The sequence below is a fragment of the Pyrinomonas methylaliphatogenes genome (assembly GCF_000820845.2).
In the GTDB taxonomy this organism is placed as follows: Bacteria; Acidobacteriota; Blastocatellia; order Pyrinomonadales; family Pyrinomonadaceae; genus Pyrinomonas; species Pyrinomonas methylaliphatogenes.
Window position 1 is genome coordinate 23,520 of sequence record NZ_CBXV010000004.1, and the last position, 19,820, is coordinate 43,339.

At 59.9% G+C, this 19,820-nt stretch carries 19 protein-coding genes and 1 tRNA gene; all 20 read left to right on the forward strand.

The genetic code is table 11. From position 1 onward, the window contains the following. Positions 1 to 65: 65 nt before the first annotated feature. The 20 genes from bamD (at position 66) to PYK22_RS04725 (ending at position 19,777) form a co-directional block, all read left to right on the forward strand. Positions 66 to 1,688, forward strand: coding sequence for an outer membrane protein assembly factor BamD (bamD, locus tag PYK22_RS16375; protein WP_060635341.1), 1,623 nt, complete (start codon positions 66 to 68; stop codon positions 1,686 to 1,688). A 144-nt stretch (positions 1,689 to 1,832) separates the two neighbouring features. Further along, on the forward strand, positions 1,833 to 2,294 hold the full coding sequence (locus PYK22_RS04640) for a hypothetical protein (protein ID WP_157770678.1): 462 nt from the start codon (positions 1,833 to 1,835) through the stop codon (positions 2,292 to 2,294). A gap of 31 nt (positions 2,295 to 2,325) precedes the next feature. After that, positions 2,326 to 4,308: a tetratricopeptide repeat protein gene (locus PYK22_RS04645; RefSeq protein WP_041974993.1), complete on the forward strand. Its 1,983-nt coding sequence runs from the start codon at positions 2,326 to 2,328 to the stop codon at positions 4,306 to 4,308. 776 nt (positions 4,309 to 5,084) lie between these two features. Continuing rightward, on the forward strand, positions 5,085 to 5,645 hold the full coding sequence (locus PYK22_RS04650; RefSeq protein WP_060635342.1) for a CAP domain-containing protein: 561 nt from the start codon (positions 5,085 to 5,087) through the stop codon (positions 5,643 to 5,645). Positions 5,646 to 5,951: 306 nt separating this feature from the next. Further along, the gene (ispE, locus tag PYK22_RS17165; RefSeq protein WP_157770679.1) at positions 5,952 to 6,908 is read left to right on the forward strand and encodes a 4-(cytidine 5'-diphospho)-2-C-methyl-D-erythritol kinase; all 957 of its coding nucleotides are present in this window, start codon (positions 5,952 to 5,954) and stop codon (positions 6,906 to 6,908) included. Continuing rightward, positions 6,888 to 6,962, forward strand: a tRNA-Gln gene (locus tag PYK22_RS04655). The genes ispE and PYK22_RS04655 overlap by 21 nt, the downstream gene beginning before the upstream one ends. Positions 6,963 to 7,043: 81 nt before the next feature. After that, positions 7,044 to 7,991, forward strand: coding sequence for a ribose-phosphate diphosphokinase (locus tag PYK22_RS04660; protein WP_041974995.1), 948 nt, complete (start codon positions 7,044 to 7,046; stop codon positions 7,989 to 7,991). A gap of 31 nt (positions 7,992 to 8,022) precedes the next feature. Next, positions 8,023 to 8,679, forward strand: a complete 657-nt coding sequence (locus PYK22_RS04665; protein ID WP_041975475.1) for a 50S ribosomal protein L25 — start codon at positions 8,023 to 8,025, stop codon at positions 8,677 to 8,679. Between the two features lie 57 nt (positions 8,680 to 8,736). Further along, entirely contained in the window at positions 8,737 to 9,318 is a 582-nt protein-coding gene (gene pth, locus PYK22_RS04670; RefSeq protein ID WP_041974996.1) for an aminoacyl-tRNA hydrolase, read from the forward strand. A gap of 92 nt (positions 9,319 to 9,410) precedes the next feature. Next, complete coding sequence (gene rpsF / locus PYK22_RS04675; protein ID WP_041974998.1) at positions 9,411 to 9,815, forward strand: 30S ribosomal protein S6; 405 nt, start codon at positions 9,411 to 9,413, stop codon at positions 9,813 to 9,815. 47 nt (positions 9,816 to 9,862) lie between these two features. Beyond that, positions 9,863 to 10,171, forward strand: a complete 309-nt coding sequence (rpsR, locus tag PYK22_RS18005; protein ID WP_083437614.1) for a 30S ribosomal protein S18 — start codon at positions 9,863 to 9,865, stop codon at positions 10,169 to 10,171. Between the two features lie 12 nt (positions 10,172 to 10,183). Then, positions 10,184 to 10,666 carry a 50S ribosomal protein L9 gene (rplI, locus tag PYK22_RS04685; RefSeq protein ID WP_041975000.1) on the forward strand — a complete coding sequence of 161 codons (483 nt, stop codon included), beginning with the start codon at positions 10,184 to 10,186 and terminating at the stop codon, positions 10,664 to 10,666. 125 nt (positions 10,667 to 10,791) lie between these two features. Further along, positions 10,792 to 12,153, forward strand: a complete 1,362-nt coding sequence (gene dnaB / locus PYK22_RS04690; RefSeq protein WP_041975001.1) for a replicative DNA helicase — start codon at positions 10,792 to 10,794, stop codon at positions 12,151 to 12,153. A gap of 36 nt (positions 12,154 to 12,189) precedes the next feature. After that, a complete protein-coding gene (gene alr, locus PYK22_RS04695) occupies positions 12,190 to 13,350 on the forward strand; it encodes an alanine racemase (RefSeq protein ID WP_041975002.1) in 1,161 nt (386 codons plus the stop codon). Between the two features lie 100 nt (positions 13,351 to 13,450). Further along, positions 13,451 to 14,539 carry a hypothetical protein gene (locus PYK22_RS04700; protein ID WP_060635343.1) on the forward strand — a complete coding sequence of 363 codons (1,089 nt, stop codon included), beginning with the start codon at positions 13,451 to 13,453 and terminating at the stop codon, positions 14,537 to 14,539. Positions 14,540 to 14,569: 30 nt separating this feature from the next. Further along, positions 14,570 to 16,795: a molybdopterin oxidoreductase family protein gene (locus tag PYK22_RS04705; RefSeq protein ID WP_041975004.1), complete on the forward strand. Its 2,226-nt coding sequence runs from the start codon at positions 14,570 to 14,572 to the stop codon at positions 16,793 to 16,795. 43 nt (positions 16,796 to 16,838) lie between these two features. Continuing rightward, positions 16,839 to 17,462 carry a 4Fe-4S dicluster domain-containing protein gene (locus PYK22_RS04710; protein ID WP_041975005.1) on the forward strand — a complete coding sequence of 208 codons (624 nt, stop codon included), beginning with the start codon at positions 16,839 to 16,841 and terminating at the stop codon, positions 17,460 to 17,462. Positions 17,463 to 17,486: 24 nt separating this feature from the next. Next, complete coding sequence (locus PYK22_RS16380; protein ID WP_060635344.1) at positions 17,487 to 18,095, forward strand: QcrA and Rieske domain-containing protein; 609 nt, start codon at positions 17,487 to 17,489, stop codon at positions 18,093 to 18,095. A gap of 104 nt (positions 18,096 to 18,199) precedes the next feature. Further along, positions 18,200 to 18,511, forward strand: coding sequence for a DUF6755 family protein (locus tag PYK22_RS04720; RefSeq protein WP_157770680.1), 312 nt, complete (start codon positions 18,200 to 18,202; stop codon positions 18,509 to 18,511). An 87-nt stretch (positions 18,512 to 18,598) separates the two neighbouring features. After that, positions 18,599 to 19,777 carry an MFS transporter gene (locus PYK22_RS04725; RefSeq protein ID WP_041975009.1) on the forward strand — a complete coding sequence of 393 codons (1,179 nt, stop codon included), beginning with the start codon at positions 18,599 to 18,601 and terminating at the stop codon, positions 19,775 to 19,777. Positions 19,778 to 19,820 lie beyond the last annotated feature (43 nt).

A 19,820-nucleotide genomic window follows, 5' to 3' on the forward strand; every position in this document is an offset into this window, starting at 1 on the left:
AGCGGGGCTGGGGCCCTGGTGGTCCAGCGTTTTGAAACCAAGGGTAAGCTGCGGAGGATGGAGCGATGCGGTTTCGATCGATAAATGGCTTGATTTTGAGCGTCGCGTTCGCTTTCGTTCCGGTTCTGGTCCAGGCGCAGCAGGGCGGACGCGCGAGCGATCTATCGCCGGCCCAAAGGCTCGAGGTGATGCGTTCGCGGCTCGAGGCGATGCGGCGTTCGCTCAATACCGCCATCGCCGCCCTCAACGCGCAGGAAGGCGGCGCGCAAAAGAGCGAGGAGAAGAAGGAAGAGAAGAAGACGGCGGACGATCCCGGCGCGCGCCTGCGCGGTCTAGAGCGCGAAGTCAATTCGCTCTACTCGGATGTGACCGACCTGCGAAATAAGCAGGAACGCGCCGAGCGTTATGATCAGACTGCGCTCGATCGCTTGGAGGCGGCGATCGCCGATCTCGACGCGCGCGTGCAAAACACCTTGCGCGCAACCGCCAGCGAGCGGAGCGCTGCGCAGACCGTTACGGCCACCTCGACCGCCAAACAGACGGCGAAGAAGAAGGGCGGTTTCTTCAGTCGTCTGTTCGGACACGATGACGATAAGTACAAAGATTTGATCGGGACGGTAGCTCCAGGACGCGATCGCCAGCTCTTCGAAGAAGCGTCGAAGGCGGCGCGCAAGGGGCGATATGACGAGGCGCGTTTGCTCTATCAGGTGATCATTACCACCTATCCTGATTCGCCCTACTTGTCATTGGCCAAACTCGCCATCGCCGACACCTTCTATTTGGAAGGGACGACGAGCGCGCTCATCCAAGCCGCCGCCGCGTATCAGGATTGGCTCACCTTCTTCCCCACGGACCCATTGGCCGATGATGTCCTGCTGAAGATCGCCGAGACGGAGATGCGGCAGATGGGGTTATCTGACCGCGATGTTTCGCACGCGCGCAAAGCCGAGCAGCGTTTGAAGGCCCTGTTGCAGCAGTTCCCGCAAACCAATTTACGCCCTGAGGTCGAACAGCGCTTGCGCGAAGTGCAGGACAATCTTGCGATGCACAATCTGCAGGTGGCGAACTTCTACTTCGACCGCTACGCGCAAGGCAAAGCTTCCAACCCGAAGGGGGCGCAGTCTCGGTTGCGCGAGATCGTGGAAAAATATCCGAACTTCTCGCGCATGGACGAGGTCCTCTTTAAACTTGGGGTGACTTACGTTCAGGAAGAGGAGCCGGATGAGGCGGCAAAGTTCTTCCAGCAGCTCGTGCGCAATTATCCGAACAGCGAATATGCGGAGAAAGCGCGCGAACAGCTTGAGACGATCGGCGCGCCGATCCCCGAGCCGGATCCAACGCGCCTGAGCTATCAACCGCCGCCGCGCCCTTCCTTCACCACGAGACTCTTCCGTGAAGTCGTCGGCAGCGTGCCGGTTACTGTGAGCAAAGATGGTGTGCTCATCAGCCGCGATAAAGATAAGGAGGATCTGCTCGATTTGGCCTTGCGCAACGGCGGGCAACTGCCGACGACGGTCGACACTCCGACGGCCCCCGTCTTCCGTCGCCCGCCCGCACAACCGATCCAGTCAGGCGAAACGACGCCCGCGAGCAAGAATAGTGCGCGCCCGCGTATCGGTTCTGCGCCAGGGCAGACGGATAAGTCTAGGCCACAAGCTGACCCTTCGGCGGTGAATGGCAAGCCGTAAGGGGGATTGGCTTGTGGGTTTGGAGGGTGATAAAATTTGCAAAGGCGTGCTTGGCTACTAACAGTGCCGTCTCGTTAGTTCAATCGAGCGATAAAACTGGATGGGAAGCGTGCTGCCTGAAGCGAGATCTCCATGGAAGGGGCGATGATTGAGATGGAGCGCCGCCAGCGAAGAGCGGCGCAAGTTTGTCTCGGTGCGGTCGCGCTGACGCTCGCGCTCGTCTTTTCGTCATTCATCATCTCTTCTTCGAGATTCGTGGAAGAACGGCGCCCTTCGGATTCGAGCTTCGAGATCGCATTATGGGGCGTCGTGCTATTAGCTGGGATAGGCTCAATCGCATTGCGTCGCGTGCAGCTCGGCGCGGCGCGCCTGCGACGGATCGCCGCAACCGGCGGTCAACTGAGAGTGCTCGCGGCGTGTGAACGGGCGGCTTTGTGGGGCGCGGCGCTCGGCGGCGGCATCGCTGTTTTGGGGTTCGCGATCGCGCTGTTGACCGGGGAACCGTTCGATATGTTGCGTGCGGCGTTAATCGCTTCGATCGCCATGTTCTACAATTATCCACGGGCGGAATCGTGGCGGCAGATCATGGCCGAATTTGGCGGGTAGCTTTTGCAGTTGCGAAAGGATGTGTAGTCGCGTGAAGAGCATCATTCATCGCTGGGCCATCGCCATCTCGATCGTTTCGATCGCCACTTCGACACTTCAGGCGCGCGTGGCGCCTCCATTGCCGCAGGATGCGGCAGCGGCTAAACAAGAGGCGAAAGACTCGGCAGCGGGGAAACGGCCCATAACGCCAGAGCAACGCGCGCGCGCTTACGCCAAACTTCTGGAAGGGCAGCGGTACTACGTCGGCGCGCGCACGGGGCGATTGACGATCGAAACGCTGCGTCAAGCGCAAAGGGCTTTCGAGGAGGCCCTGCAGCTTGATCCGACGTTAGCTGAGGCGCATACGGCGCTCGGCGAACTGGCCTTCTTCTTCCTCGACGACGTGGAGACGGCGGAGCGCGAAGCTCAAGCGGCGCTGAAGATAGACAAGGATAGTTACGGCGCCGCGCGCTTGCTGGCCCGCGTGCTCGTCCTCAAGAGCGGTCTTCGCGAAAACAAAATAGATCGCCCCATCGCTGAACGCGCGATCGATGCCTTGCGCGAAGTCGTCCGCCTCAATCCGAGCGATGCCGAGGGGTGGGCTTTGCTCGGCGAGATCTACCTCGCGCTGGGACGGCAGACGGAGGCGATCGATGCGTTCACCCATTGGGCGGCGGCGCCGCCTTCGCTCGATACGCGCTTCTACCAGATCGTCACGGGCGGCAGGGAGCTTTCGCCAGATGCGGCGGCGGCGCGATTGGGTGAAGTTCTGCTCCGAGCCGGGCGAACTTCAGAAGCGATCGCGGCCATCCGCCGAGCCATCGCGCTTGAACCGAGCAACAGAGATTACCTCGCTTTGCTCAGTCGCGCGCTCGAAGCTGGCGGAGGCGGCGATGCCGTCCTCATCGCCGAGTTGCAGCGGATAGTCGAAAGCGATCCGACCAACATCGCGGCGCTCGATCTGCTCGCGCGCTCGCTCGCCGAAGCGATGCGTTACGATGAGGCCATAAAAGCTTATGAGAAGATCTTGCAGGCGCGCGGCGTTGGGCAAAACCCGGTCACGAATGAAGAGGATAAGCAACTTGTCAGCTGGATTCTGGAGCGAATCGCCTCGCTGCAGAGGCAAGCCGGTCAGACAAACGGCGTGATGGCGACGATCGAACGCATGCGCCGTCTGCTCGGACGTAACGATCCGACCGCGGATTTTCATTATGCCTTGCTGCTGCGAGATCAAGGCAAGCGCGCCGAGGCTCTTCAGGTCTTACGAACTGCTCGCCTGCGCAATCCCGACCAACCGGCCCTCATACGGCTCGAAGCGACGATCCTCGGAGAGATGGGACGGGCCGATGAGGGCGCAGCGTTGTTGCGCGCTCGTTTGAAAGGAAAACCGGAAGACGATTTCATCGAGCTTTTGAACATCGCCAATGTCTATCTGCAGGCTGGGCGCGCCAAAGAGGCGATCGAAGCATCGCGGAAAGCTTTGGATCTTGCTCCCGCCGCACAAGCGGCCCGCAACGCCGCGCGACAGAACGGACGTGGGGACCAGGACGATGACCGGACCGATCTGCAGACCCAAGCGCTGCTCATGCTCTCCTCGGCGCAAGAGAAAGCCGGGGATTTCAAAGGCTCGGAAGAGTCTCTGCGGCGCATTCTGGCGAAGGATCCGAATAACGCTACGGCGCTCAACAATCTCGGATACTTCCTCGTCGAACGTGGAGAGCGCCTTGAGGAAGCGTTGGAGATGATCAAACGCGCCGTGCAAGCTGAACCGACCAACGCCTCATTCTTGGACAGCCTCGGGTGGGCATACTTCAAATTGGGGAGATTGACTGAAGCGGAGAAATATTTGAGCGAAGCTGCGCGACGCAATCCCGCTTCGGCGACGATCCAAGAGCATCTGGGCGATGTTTATCACAAGTTGGGTAAGACCGATCTGGCGCGGGCAGCGTGGCGCAAGGCGCTAACGCTCTCGATAGAGGCCGCGGAAACGGCGCGCATCAGAGCGAAACTGGATGGAAGCGGAGGGAAGAACTGACTGAAATCGGTTCCGATCGATTCGAAACGGTTCGCTCCCCAGCCCTCTATCGAAAGAAGATCTGACCGAAATCTGTTTCGATCCCATCTCGGTTCAATTGGATCTGCTGATGTTCGGGCGCGCGTTTCGGTTATTGGTTCCGGTCTCATCTCGGTTCGATCGGATCGCTTGAACTCGCGCGCCGGTTGGGACGGCAGGTATAGTTTCGATTCCACCTTGGTTCGATTGGATCCTAAATCAGTCTGTTAACTGGGGAACTGGACCACGTCGATCCTATCTCGGATAGGTTGGATTCGGCACGACGCGCTCGCCTGCCGCGCGTCTCGCACATGTTCCGCTCGCCGCGGTTTCACAGCCACATCCGTCGCCTCTGAAGTAGACGTTATCGAGCGAGCCGTCGCTGCCAACCGAGTTTCATAGCCACATCCGTCGCCATCTGAATCCCTATTGAATCGGCTCGCATTTTGTTGTACATTGTTTAACGAGGTTTAGAAGGCAGGGTCGCTGGGATTCTGCGTTCGAAACCTTTGCGCCTTATACGTCTTAAACTTCTCCTAAGGCTGTAAGATGGGCGCTCAAGCCGCAAGGCTATTGTGTAGATCTGAAGCGGTCTTTGACCTGTTCGTGGAAAAATCTTGTTTATCATCGAAGGATAGATTTCGGTGAGGCTTCCACTGATCTCGCCGCAGAAGACGCAGCCCTCAGTCTGCGGCGTTTGAAGTGCGCAAGCGACTCGAAGGTGTTCTTGCCTTTAGGGCAAGGAGAGCGCGCTGAATATGTTGCGGTCGGTCCTTTTGCTTCTCGTCTTGAGCCCATTTCAAGCTATCTATGGGCAAGCGCGTCCGGTGGCTCAACTCTTCTCAACTTGGGAGGAGCCCATTGGCGGCGGACATCCCTCTGCGGCACCGCGTCTTTCGAAGAGCGCGCCAGCGCTCTATGGTGATCTGGAACGGCGCGTTTTCGAGTTGATAAATCAGGAACGCCGCGCTTTAGGGCTCGAGGAGTTGCTTTGGGACGAGACTTTGGCGCAGCTGGCGCGGTTGCATTCGATCGACATGGCAGATCGCGAGACGCTCTCGCATCTCGGGGCGGATGGCGCCGATACGGTCACGCGCGCGCGCGCGTATGGTGTGCGGGGTTGGCGGGCGCTCGGTGAGAACATAGCCTTCAATCAAGGATTCGACGATCCAGCCAATATGGCTGTCGAACGCTGGATGGTTTCGCCGAAGCATCGGGCCAACATCACGAACCCTTTCTTCACCCATACAGGGATTGGTGTGGCGCGTGCTCCGGATGGTCGCATCTTCTTCACGCAGATATTCGTCGCGTGGCGATGATCGTTTTCCGGCCCCTAATAAGCGCATCTTAGATGACAGGTTTTTAGATACGGGGCCGTGGACCTCATCTGATCATTCGCGCTTCGGCCCAAACTCGCACAGTCGCGTTGATTGCTGGGATAGTCATCTGATCGTTCGCGCTGCGGTTCGGAGGCTCCGAAGGTTCGACTTAATCTTTATCTTTCAACCTCGGCGATCAATACACCTGCGCTCCGGTCACCTTGCGCGATGCGTTGGTGCGGAGTCTGACTATCGTGGGCGCGCGCTTGACAAACGACCGTGCGACTCGAGAGCATGGAACGGTCTATGGCCTTCGAGTTGACGCTTCCTTCCTTCGCTAAAATTAACTGGACGCTGCGCATCTTAGGGCGGCGTCCGGACGGGTTGCACGAGATTCAGACCATCTTTCAGACGATCAGCTTAAACGATCGCCTCAGCTTCGCGCGGCTCGAAGATGGGCGGGTGGAGATCTACACGGATTCTCTCGCTCTCCCGACGGGTGAAGCCAATCTCGTTCACAGAGCGGCGAGCGCGTTGCAAAAGCGTTTCGGCGTTCGGCGCGGTGCGCGTATCAGGATAGAGAAGCGGATCCCAATCGGCGGGGGATTGGGGGGCGGCTCGTCCAATGCCGCGATCACTCTACTGGCGCTCGCGCGATTGTGGGAGCTCGACGTGAGCGGGTCTGACTTAATCGAGTTAGGAGCTGAGTTAGGGGCTGATGTCCCTTTCTTCTTCCTCGGCGGGACGGCCTTGGGCTATGGGACCGGAAGAATGGTCACGCCGTTGCCTGACGTGGAGGCGTCGCATCTGCTGATCATCGTCCCATCGGTGAAGATCTCAACGGCGGAAGCCTACGCTTCACTGAACGCCCCCGCCTTGACAAACGAAGAAACAGCGCATATCCTTTCTGTTTCGCGTAAGACAGAGGATCTCGTCGAACGGTTGCAAGGCGTCTTACGCAACGACTTCGAGCCAACAGTTTTCCGTTCATACCCCGAAGTGAGGCGAGCGCATGAGGCGCTTCTGGAAAGCGGCGCTAAGTTGGCCTTCTTATCGGGCAGCGGATCGAGCGTCGTCGGTCTCTTTGACAACGAGGAGGAGCGTCAACGAGCGGCGAGCATGCTCCTCGGCGCGGCGGTGGGACGCATCGAGCTTTGTTCGACGCTCGGGCGCGATCAGTACAGAGCGAGATTGGGCGAGTGCGCGGCGCTTCTCGCTTCGTCGAACGGGGAAGAGTTTCATTGGGGCGTAGCCAAGTGGTAAGGCACCGGTCTTTGGAACCGGCATTCGTAGGTTCGAATCCTTCCGCCCCAGCCAAAATTAGCTCTAAAACTCGAGGTCAAGGGTCTCGGATGGCCCTTGACCTCTGATTGCGGATGATGAGCCGAACCCCAGTCTATGAGCACGACGGGCGGTCTTAAAGTCTTCTCCGGAAACGCCAACCGCGCGCTGGCCGAAGAGATCTGTAACTATCTGAGCTGCGATCTGGGTCAGGCCATCACGGAACGTTTCTCCGACGGGGAGTTCAACTTCCAAATCTGCGAGAACGTTCGCGGTGCTGATGTCTTCATCGTACAGCCGACCTGCCCGCCGACTGATGCGCACTTGATGGAGTTGCTCGTCATGCTCGACGCTTTTAAGCGCTCATCGGCGGAGCGCGTGACGGCGGTGATCCCGTATTACGGTTACGCGCGTTCGGATAAGAAGGATCGCCCGCGCGTCCCGATCGCCGCCAAACTGGTCGCCAATCTGATCAGCAAGGCGGGCGCGGATCGCGTGCTCACGATGGATCTGCATGCGGCGCAGATTCAGGGGTTCTTCGATATCCCGGTGGACCACCTGTATGCCGCGCCGGTGATGATCGGCTATTACCAGACCAACGTGCTGCCCAAATTGACGGTGGTCGCTCCTGATACCGGTGGGGCCGAACGCGCGCGCGCCTATGCCAAGAGGCTGAATGCCGAGCTCGCTCTGTGCGACAAACGCCGCGAGCGAGCGAACGTCGCCGAGGTGCTGCACATCGTCGGCGACGTCCGTGGGCGAAATTGTCTGATCGTCGATGACATGTGTGATACGGGTGGAAGTTTGACGAAAGTCGCGCGGGCGTTAAAAGAGGCTGGCGCCGAGCGCGTCCACGCTTGTTTCACCCATCCGGTCCTTTCCGGCTGCGCCGTCGAACAACTGGCCAACTCGGACATCGAACAGATCGTGACGACCAATACGATCCCTTTGCGCCCGCAGGCGCGCGAACTGGAGAAGATCAAAGTGCTCAGCATCGCGCCGCTGCTGGCGAAAGCGATCAAATCGATTCACGAAGAGACGAGCGTCTCTTCGCTCTTCGTTTAAATCTGTCGGAGTGGAAGGCGGGTTTTTTGAGATGGGAGAGAAGGAGATCGTCGTGCGCGCTAAGAAGCGCGAACGGTTCGGTAAAAACGAAGCGCGGCGTCTGCGTCGCGCAGGCTTCATCCCGGTTATCGTGTATGGAGGCGACGCCGAGCCGGTCGCCGCGGCAGCGCCACGCAGTGAGCTGGCGGCTATCCTGCGTTCTGAGACGGGACACAATACGATCTTCAAAATCGAGATCGAAGGCGTCGGCACGAGCGAGGTCCTCTTCCAAGATTGGGATTTCGATCCCGTCTACGGTCGCTTGATTCACGCCGATCTGCGCCGCCTGTTGCAGGATCAGACGATCGATGTGACGGTGCCGGTCCATCTTGTCGGCAATCCCGTGGGCGTGCGCGAGCAGGGCGGGATCCTCGAGCAGGTCGTCCGCGAGATCGAGATCCGTTGCCGCCCGCGCGATATCCCCGAAGCGATCGAGGTCGATGTCTCTCATCTCGGCATTCATGACGTGTTGCACGTCGCTGACATCCCGAAGGATGAGAGATTTCAGATCCTCGAGCCTCCCGACACGGTGATCGCTACGGTGGGCGTCGTGCGCGAAGAGGAGCTTGCAGTTGCCCCGGTCGAAGAGGAGGCAGAGCCGGAGGTCATCAGCAAAGGCAAGAAGGAAGAGGAGAAGGGGGAAAGCTGATCGATCGTATCGCGAGGATGCTGAAGCGCGTCGATCGTCCGTCTGTTATCGAGATCGGTGCCCTCTCATTTCTTCATCGTCGGTTTGGGGAATCCGGGGCGTGAATATGAGTGGACGCGCCATAACCTGGGCTTTATGGTCGTCGATCTGCTGGCGCGTCAAGTGGGAGCGCGGATCAGAAGCGAAGAGTGTCGCTCTTTGATCGGTCGCGCCGAACTTGAAGGGCGGCGGGTGAAGTTCGTCAAGCCGCAGACCTACATGAACCTGAGCGGCGAAGCGGTGGCTTGTTTGGCGCGCAAGCGCGAAGGGTTCGATCCGCGGCGTGACCTTCTCGTCATCTGCGACGATCTGGCGCTACCCTTGGGCAAAATACGCCTGCGCGCGCGCGGCTCGTCGGGGGGGCACAATGGTTTGAAGTCGATCATCGCTGCGCTTGGGACAGAAGAGTTCATGCGGTTGAGGATCGGCATCAAGCCGGATCACCCGGTCGCCGATGCGGCGGCCTTCGTCTTGGAGCGATTCCCGCGCGATGCGCGCGCCACGGTGGAGCGAGTCGTGGAGCGCAGCGCGGAAGCCATACGGGCGGTATTACGTGATGGGATCGAACGCGCGATGGCCATCTATAACGCCGACCCCTGAAAGCGCTATGGCGCCGCAGCGGAAGATCGCAGCTTTCAATCCTTCTTGCTTCGCCTTCGTGGCGAGGCTAAGAAACCGAGAGGAGGAAGAACTTGGCCGAAAAGAGAGTCTACGAAGTGCTCTTCATCGTCGATCCCAACACCAACGATGAAGAGCTCGGGCGTTTGAGCGAGAGCTTTCAACAGACGGTAACCGAACAGGGCGGCGCTGTCGTCAAAGTCGAGAATCTGGGGCGGCGCACGCTCGCCTACAAGATCAATCACAAGAGCGAAGGCATCTACATGCTCCTTGAGATCGAAGGGACCGGGCGTGAGATCGCCGAGCTCGAGCGGCGCATGCGCGTCAACGACGCCGTGATGCGGTATATGACCGTGCGCGTCGATCGAGAGCGCAAACGGGCCGAGAAGCTGCGTCAGCGTCGTGCGCGCAAGGCCAGTCGGCGCGCGAAACCTGTGGCCTCCGCTCCTACGGAAGCGGCGGAGGCGAGCGAAGCTTGAAGAGCAACCTCAGCGTTGCGATCTCTGGTAAAGAGTGGTGAAAGATTATGGCGGACAATTACGAAGAGCAGACGGTCGAGATCGAAAAGGAGGAAGCGCCTGAAGCGGCTCGCACGACGACGACCGGCAAAACGGTCGCGCGTCGTCCGAGGCGACGCAAGCAGTGTCAGTTCTGTGTGGATAAGATAGATCTGATCGACTACAAGGATGTGAAATTATTGCAGCCCTACATCCCGGAACGCGGCAAGATCTTGCCGCGCCGCATCTCGGGCGTGTGCGCGCCGCATCAACGGATGTTGGCCACGGCCATCAAACGAGCGCGCATCATGGCCCTGCTTCCTTTCGTCGCGGATTGAGGAGGTGAGAAGATGGCGACAACGACGGTCCTTTTGCGTGAAGATGTCGAGAATCTAGGCGCGCGCGGCGATATCGTCAAAGTCAAAGCCGGATATGCGCGTAACTATCTTCTGCCGCGCAAACTCGCCGTGGCCGCAACCCCGAGCAATATGCGCCAGATCGAACAGGAGCGTGCGGCGCTTCTGCGTCGCGAGGCGCGCGAGCGCGAGGCGGCGCAAGCGCGTGCGGCGGAACTGCAAACATTGCGGTTGACTTTCACGCGGCGAGCTGGCGAACACGGCATCCTTTACGGTTCGGTGACGGCGATGGATATTGCGGAAGCGCTGCGTGAGCGCGGCATCGAAGTCGATCGGCGTCGCATCACGCTGCATGAGCCGATCAAAACGACGGGCGATTTCACCGTCACCGTTCGCTTGCATCGCGATGTCGCAGTCGAACTCCCTGTGACGGTGACGGCTCAAGACGCGGAGTCGGAGCGAAAAGAATCGCAATAGGCGATAAAAGATTGTCGCCGCGCGCGATCGTGTAGTATAGTGCGCGGCTGCAAGAAGGAGGACGTTCGAAGTCGCGCTTCTTGCAGCCGTTTTCCTTTTCGGATGACTTTGCGCCAAGATTCTCGATGCCGAACTACGTTGTCGATTCAACGCGCGATCAATTCCTCGAGCGCCCGCTGCCTCATAACGCGGAGGCCGAGCGCGCCGTCTTGGGGGCCATCCTGCTCGACAACGGTCATATCAATCAAGCGATAGAGCTGCTGCGGCCAGATGATTTCTACATTCAAGCGCATCGGCGCGTCTTTCAAGCCATGATCGCCTTGAACGAGCGGGGCTCGGAGATCAATCCCATCCTGCTCGCTGATGAACTGCGACGCGAGGGGTTCTTCGAGCAGCTCGGCGGGATGAACTTCCTCACCGAATTGACCTTCGGTCTGCCGCATTTTACGAACATCGCGCATTACGCTGAGATCATCCGCGACAAATCTCTGCTTCGGCGGTTGATCAAGGCCGCGAACAATATCATGAGCGAAGCGCTCGAAGAGGACGACGAGGCGGAAGTCATCCTCGACCATGCCGAGCAAGCGATCTTCGCGCTCGCCGATGAGCGCACGCGCCAAGGCTTCACACACGTCAAACCGGTAGCCGAAGAGCTGCTCGAAAAGGTTCAAGAGATGTCGGGCCGGCGCGTCATGCTAACGGGATTGACGACCGGCTTTACGGATCTCGATGCGATGACTTCAGGATTACAACCTTCGGATCTGATCATCATCGCAGCGCGTCCGGCGATGGGGAAGACTTCGCTCTGTTTGACGCTGGCCCAGAACGCCGCCTTACAAGCGGGCGCCGTCGTCGGCATCTTCTCATTGGAGATGTCGCGCGAGGCTCTCGTGATGCGCATGCTCTGCTCGGAGGCGCGCGTCGATTCGCACCGTTTTCGCAACGGATTCCTGACGCGCGACGAGTGGGCGCGCTTGGCCGATGCTTTGGGGAAGCTGTCCGAGGCGAAGATCTTCATCGATGATACGCCCGGCATTTCTGTGCTGGAGATGCGCGCCAAGGCGCGACGGCTCGCCGCCGAACAGAAACGGCTCGATCTGATCATCGTCGATTACCTGCAGTTGATGAGCGCGTCGGGCAGGCGCGCCGAATCGCGCCAGCAAGAGGTCGCACAGATTTCCCGCGAGTTGAAGGCTTTGGCCAAAGAGCTGAACGTCCCGTTGATCGCTCTCTCGCAGCTTTCGCGCGCGCCTGAATCGCGCACCGATCACCGTCCGCAACTGGCCGATCTGCGCGAGAGCGGATCGATCGAGCAGGACGCCGATGTCGTCGCCTTCATCTATCGCGAGGAGCAATATAATCGCACGGAGGAGAACGCCGGGATCGCCGAGTTGATCATCGCCAAGCAGCGCAATGGTCCAACGGGAACGATCAAGCTCGCTTTCCTCAAGGAGTTCACGCGCTTCGAAAACATGTGGCGCGAGTGAACCCTTCGCATAATGCTGTGGGTGGCTCTTGCTTCAATGACCCAAAATCCGATCGAAGCATCATCGCGTCCGACTTGGGCGGAGATAGATCTCGACGCTTTGGCTTTCAACCTTCGTTCGATCCGGGAGAAGATCGGGCCGCGCGTCAAAGTGCTGGCGGCGGTCAAAGCCGATGCTTACGGACACGGCGCGGTTCTGTGCGCCCGGAGATTGCAACGGGAGGGCGTCGATTGGTTCGGCGTCGCGATCGTCGAGGAAGCCTTGGAGTTGAGGCGCGCCGGCATCAGCTTGCCCATCCTCTGCTTCGATGGATTTTGGCCGGGACAAGAGGGCGCTTGTTTGCAGAAGTGTATCACGCCGGTCATCCATCGCTTGGATGCAGCCGAAGCGTTGAACATCGCGGCGCGCGCGCGCGGCGCAATCTTCCCCGTTCACGTCAAGATCGATACCGGCATGGGGCGGTTAGGAGTGCGCTATGACGAAGTGTCGGAGTTTGCTGCCTCCTTTCGACGTTTCGAGTCGCTGCGCATCGAGGGCCTGATGACTCATTTTGCTGCCGCCGACGAACCGGACCGGGACGAGTTCACCCGCCAACAGATCGCGCGCTTTCGCCAAGCTGCTGAGATCTTTCGTGCGCATGGTCATCAAATCGCTCTGGAACATCTGGCCAATTCGGCGGCGACCTTCGCCTACCCGGAAGCTCATGCCGATATGGTGCGTCCGGGCGGCGCGCTTTATGGCTTGTGGCGCGACGCTCTACATCCGAAGACGAAACCTGCCGACTTGCGCCCCGTCATGTCATTCCGCACGCGCGTCATGCTGCTCAAAAGAATCCGTCGCGGTGAGACGCTCGGCTACGGTTGCACGTTCGAAGCGCCGGGCGAGATGTTGATCGCCGTGCTGCCCGTCGGCTATCACGATGGCTATTTGCGTGCCCTTTCGAATCGCGGAAGGGTCGTCGTCCGCGGAAAGTTCGCGCCCGTGGTTGGGAGGATCTCGATGGATTTGACTCTGATAGATGTCTCCGCGGTTGATGGGGTGCAAGTGGGTGACATGGTGACGCTTTGGGGGAGTGATGGCGAGATGGCGATACCCGTCGAGGATGTGGCCCAAATTGCGGGAACATTGTCTTACGAGGTGACGTGCGGAGTGAGCGGGCGCGTCCCGCGGATAGAACGCTCTGCCGAGACGCCTTGAAGTTGGGGGGCTGCCATCTCGCATGTGATTTAAGTCATCGCCCTCGTTTCTGATCCGTTGTCTGATCTCTCGCCCAGAGCCTTGGGACCTTGCGTGAGTGATGGGCGCATCGGGAGTCGAACTTCGCACCGACAAGCGGCCTGGCCGGGGAGCGACGGCCAACGAGAAGGTTCGTGCGCTTCTCTGGTCGGCGCTGGGGTCGCTCGCGCTCACGGTTCTGATCGTCATCGGATCGCGCAACCTCGAGCACTATGATGCTGCGCTCTTTGGTTACACCGTCGCCAGCGTGGTCGCGTTCGGCGCGATCATTTTCCGCTACGCGATCTGGCTCCGCCGTCCGGCGACGCGGCGCTATTGGCTGCGTGGTTGGCAACTCTTCCTCGACCCGAAGAACCTTGCGGCTAATCTACGAAGTATCATCGCCACCGGATTCGGCAATCTCGTCGCGCAACGGTTCATCATGCGCCGCAGCCGCGCGCGTTGGTTGATGCACGCGCTCATCATGTGGGGGTGCATCATCTCGGCGCTCGTCACCTTCCCTCTGGTCTTCGGTTGGATCCATTTTGAACTCGAAGGCGCGCGCGCTTATCGCGCGTACCTCTTTGGTTTTCCGACCGTCGCCGTGGATGGCCGGTCGATCGTCGGTTGGGTGACCTTTCATGTGCTCGACTTTACGGCCATCATGGTCATCGCCGGTTGCGCCATCGCCATCCATCGTCGGTTGCGCGATCGCGGAGCGATCGCAATGCAACAGTTCGCGCTCGATTTCGCGCCGCATCTGCTGCTGATCGCCATTTCGGTCTCGGGCTTGATGTTGACGGTGTCGAGCCTGTGGTTGGGCGGATACATGTACTCGTTCATCTCGCTCGCCCATCAAGCGCTCGTCATCATGACGCTCTTCTATCTGCCGTTCGGCAAATTCTTCCACATCGTGCAGCGACCGGCCTCGATCGGCGTTGAACTCTACCAAAATCGCGGGCGGGAGATGGTGCAAGCGCGCTGCGCGCGTTGCGGCGCAGAGTTCGTCGCGCAAGCGTGGCTCGACGATCTCAAGGGCGTCGTGCGCGAACTCGGGTTCGATTACCGGCTGAAGAACGGGCGCACGTTGCAGGACTACTGCCCGCGCTGCAAGCGCGTCATGCGCGGACTCGCATATGCGGCGCTCGCGCAAAGGCTCGAGCGTGATTGAAAAACTTTTCCGCAAGAGCGTTGAAACGTCATGAGCAAGATCGGCGATCTTCAAGAGGTGGTCAGAGAGTTCGGCCCGCACTTGCACGATGCGCCGTACGACGGCTGGCGCGCCGATCGCGAGATCGAGCGCATGGTGCCGACGCACTGCCCATATTGCGGCATGCAGTGCGGCCTCTACCTGCTCGTGGAACGAGGGCGCGTCGTCGGTTTGGAACCGCGCTACGATTTCCCGGTCAACGAAGGGCGTCTCTGCCCCAAAGGCGTCACGGCCTACTTGCAGGTCCACCATCCGGATCGCCTGCTCCATCCGCTGATCAAGCGCGATGGGAAGTTCGTGCGCGCCTCGTGGGACGAAGCTTTGGATCTCGTCGTCGCGCGATTTCGCGAGATTCAGGCCAAGCACGGCAAAGACGCGCTCGCCGTCTATTCCGGTTCATCGCTGACGACCGAGAAGACCTACTTGATGGGCAAGTTCGCGCGCGTCGCGCTCGGCACGCGCTACGTCGATTACAACGGGCGATTGTGCATGGTCTCGGCGGCGGCGGCCAATCTCAAAGCCTTCGGGGTGGATCGAGGCTCGGCCAATCCGTGGAGCGACATCCCGCTCGCCGAAGTGCTGCTGATCGCCGGCGCAAACTGCGCCGAGACCTTTCCCATTCTCAACAAGTTCCTCTGGCAGCAGCGCGACAACGGCGGGCGCTGGATCATCGTCGATCCGCGCCAGACGCCGACCGCGCGCCAAGGCGACGTTCATCTGCAGCTTAGGCCCGGCACCGACGTTGCGCTCGCCAACGCCCTGTTGCACGTCATCGTCGAAGAAGGGCTGATCGATCATGATTTCATCGCCAACCACACCGTCGGATGGGACGAGGTGCGCTCGACGGTCGCGCGCTACACGCCACAAGTGGCGGCTGAGATCACGGGCGTGCCCGCGGAAAGAATAGTTGCGGCGGCGAGACTCTACGGGCGAGCGCGCACGGCGATGGTCTTTCACGCGCGCGGCATCGAACACCATTCGCACGGCGTCAACAACGCGCTCGCCTACATCAACCTCGTGCTGGCGACGGGCAAGATCGGCGCGCCCGGGCGCGGTTACGGGACGATCACCGGACAGGGCAACGGCCAAGGCGGGCGCGAACACGGGCAAAAGGCCGATCAATTGCCGGGCCAGCGCTCGATCTCCAATCCCGAACATCGCCGCGCGATCTGCGCCGTGTGGGGCATCAGCGAAGAAGAGCTGCCGCCGGCGGGCGTGTCGGTCGTCGAGATGTTCGAACGGATGCGGCGCGGCGAGATTCGCGGCCTGCTTTCGATCTGCAACAACGTCATGGTCAGTTTGCCCGACACGAACACGGTGCGCCGCACGCTCGAAGAACTCGACTTCTACGTCTGCATCGACTTCTTCATGTCCGAGAGCGCGCGGTACGCCGATGTCGTCCTGCCGGGAACCGCTTGGAGCGAAGACGAAGGCGTGACGACCAACGGCGAAGGGCGCGTTATCAAGATCAATCGCGCCAACGACCCGCCCGGCGAAGCGCGCCACGATTGGTGGATCGTCTGCGAGATCGCGCGCCGTCTGGGGCGCGGAAAGTATTTCCCATTTCAAAGCTCACGCGACATCTTCGAAGAGATACGTCTCGCTTCGCGCGGCGGCAACGCCGACTACTACGGCATGACGTGGGAGAAGATCGAGCAGAACGACGGCATCTTCTGGCCCTGCCCGACGCCGGACCATCCGGGGACGCCGCGCTTATTCGAGGATCATATCTTTTATCATCCGGACGGCAGAGCGCGCTTTCATGCGGTCGAGTATGAGCCGCCTGCCGAAACGCCGGATGAGGAGTTCCCGTTGATCTTGACGACGGGGCGCGTCGTCTACCAGTACCTGTCGGGCAATCAGACGCGGCGCATCAAGTTCTTGGTGGACCAGTGCCCGGAGCCTTACGTCGAGATCCACCCGGAGACGGCGCGCCGGTTGGGCATACAGGACGGCGAGCGCGTGCGCGTCCGTTCGCGCCGCGGAGAGGGCATCTTCCCGGCGCTCATCACCGAAACGATCCGGCCCGATACGATCTTCATCCCGTATCACTGGCCGGAGCCGCAGGCGGCCAATCTGTTGACCAATCCGGTGCTCGATCCCGTGTCGAAGATTCCGGAATTCAAAGCTTGCGCGGCGCGCATCGAGAGGCTCAAGGGCGGCGCATTGCCGCTCTACGGCGCGAGGCGCAAGGGCGCCTCGCAGAGCGAGGCTTGAAACCGCGATCGCCCGAAGTGACATAGCGTTTTGGAGGCGGAAGATGGAAGAGACGATGTTCATCGACCCGCGGCGGTGCATCGGATGTCGCGCGTGCGTCTCCGCTTGTCGCGAGTGCGGGACGCACAAAGGCCATTCGATGATCTTCGTCGATTATCTCGATCGGGGACACACGACGGCCACCATGCCGACCATCTGTATGCATTGCGTCGAGCCGACCTGCGCGCTCGTCTGTCCAGCCGATGCGATCAAGGTCTCCGAGGATGGTGTGGTGATGACGGCGATGGAGCCGCGCTGCCTCGATTGCCGCAACTGCGTCAACGCCTGTCCGTTCGGCGTGCCGAAGTACAACACGGCGATGCACCTGCAGATGAAATGCGATCTCTGCTTCGACCGGACGGCGGAAGGTTTGAAGCCGATGTGCGCGAGCGTCTGTCCGACGGGCGCGCTCACCTACGGTCGGTACGAGGAGATCGTGCCTCAGCGGCGCGATGTGCGCCCCGTCAACGTGCACATCTTCGGCCACCAGCGCGTCGAGACGAAGGTCTACTTGATGTTGCCCATCGAGGCGGATGAGATCCGAGTCGATGAGGACGGCGAGCCTTCTTTCCGCGAATCTTGGTTGGACGCCCAAGTCGAGACGGCGGATAAGAGGAATGAATTCTAGCGAGCTTGGAGGCGAAGCGCTATCATGACGAAGGATGAATCGCTCACGCCGCTTTCGGATGAAAGGGAGGTAAGGCGCGCGAGCGCGCCGTATCAACGCGAGTTTCCATACGAGCGCGACGAGGAAGCGCAGGTGGCGCGACGCGAGTTCTGCCGTTTCCTCGGTTTCACATCGGCAGCTTTCTTTCTGAGCGCTGTGGGGTTCGCCGCCAAAAGCTATTGGGAGGCGCAACGTGTCCCGCCGTTCAAGCCCTTGCGCATCGAAGGCGCGGAAGATTTACAGCCCGGCGAAGCCCTCAACTTCCGCTATCCGACCGAAAGGGATTCAGCCATTCTGGTGCGCGCCGAAGATGGAAACTACTACGCTTATGGACAGAAATGCACTCATTTGTCATGTCCAGTCTACTACGAACGCAGACACGGGCGACTCGAATGTCCGTGCCACGAGGGCGCTTTCGACCTGAAGACAGGAAACGTCCTATACGGTCCGCCGCCGCGCCCGCTCGATCGCATCGTCCTCGAGGTCAGAGGCGATGGCATCTGGGCCGTAGGGCGTGAGGCCGGTGGAGGTGGGCGTTTCGGGCGTCTCTTCGTTTCGGATCTTTCCAGCGAGCGCGATGGTAAATGCAGTTGATCGCGCTTTGATGTGTGAGTTCTCTCGCGCGCTTGATCATGAGCATGGCGACCAAATGGTAAATGGAGTTGATTGCGCTTTGATGTGCGGGAGATGGCGGTTTCATGGCATCCCGTTTGGCGAAAGTCGGAGTAAGTAGTCGCGGCAGTTTGCGGCTTCGTTCGAGGAGACTGGCGGGGCGCGCCGCCGTGGAGCAAGCGCGCCTCATCCTGCTCGTGATGATCAATATCGCGCAGCTCTGGATCCTTTCAGCTACGGTCGAAGCCTCGCTAGCCGCGCGTTTTGATCTGCTGCTTCCATTGGTCATCTCTTCCGCAATCTGTTTCTTTATTGCGTTGTCGGTTCTTCTTTGGTGGCGCCCAACTCTGATGGGAAGCGAAAAGGATGGACCATTAAACGAGGGGGCGCTCATCTGAAGCGATCTGAAGCTTCACGGCGGAAACTGGGCGCATAGCGAGAAGTTTGGAGTCAACTTCGATCATGATTTTGGAGCGGGGAAGAGCATGAGTGAAAGCGCGCAAGCCAATCGTGCGCTGGCGTTGGCGACAATCGCCTTTGCGGTCTCATTCGCCGTATGGGGGCTCGTCTCCGCGCTTGCTCCGACCTTCGCGCGCCTTTATGACCTTTCAGCGACGCAGACCAGCTTGTTGGTCGCCTCGCCGGTCCTTCTCGGTTCGCTCGGAAGATTGCCTGCCGGGTTGTTCGCTGATCGTTATGGCGGTAGGCGCACGTTCTCTCTGCTGTTGCTGTTGGCCGCTTTGCCTGCCATATTGATTGGGTTGGCGACAAGCTACACACAACTCGTCGTCGGCACAGTGTTGCTAGGGATTGCTGGGACTACCTTCCCTGTCGGCGTTGGTTTCACATCGAAATGGTTCCCTCCAGAGAGACAAGGCTTCGCTCTCGGCGTTTACGGCATGGGCAACATCGGACAATCGCTTGCCGTCTTCGGCGTTCCGACGTTGATCTCATTGTTGGGCGATTGGCGTCCGGTCTGTTTCGCTTTCGCATCGCTTTCCTTGATTATGAGCGTGCTCTTCTACCTCATGGCTCGAGATGCAGTGGCGGAACCTAAGTCCGGAAGTTTGTTCGATGGCTTGCTCTTCCTCAAACGTTCCCCGCTCGCGTGGGTGCTTTCGCTCTTCTATTTTCTGACTTTCGGTGGCTTTGTCGCGCTCGCCATCTATCTGCCGACCCTTTTGCGCACCGAGTTTGCCCTCTCGGCGATGGATGCCGGAGCTCGCACGGCTGGTTTCATCATCCTTGCCACCTTGATGCGTCCGCTCGGCGGTTGGCTCGCTGACCGCTTCGGCGGCGCGCGCATATTGGCGATCGTTTTCTGCGCTCTCATCCTCTGCGGATTGTTGATGAGCCACGGACAGATGCTGACTTTCACCGCAGGAGCGCTCGGCGGAGCCGCCGCCTTGGGAGCAGGCAACGGAGCCGTTTTCAAGCTTGTACCTCTTTGCTTTCCAAAAGAGACGGCAACGGTGACCGGATTGGTCGGGGCTTTCGGTGGACTCGGCGGATTCTTCCCGCCGCTCGTTCTCGGCGCAGTCAAAGATGCGACCGGCAGCTATACGCTTGGGTTCATACTGCTATCGCTCTTTGCGCTCGCTTGCTTGCTCATCAATCGTTCAGCTTTCGGGGCGCGCTTTGAAGAATCGATGCGTCAAGCTTGAAGTTTTGCGAGCCTTTTGCCTCAACATAATTTGAAAAACGCTT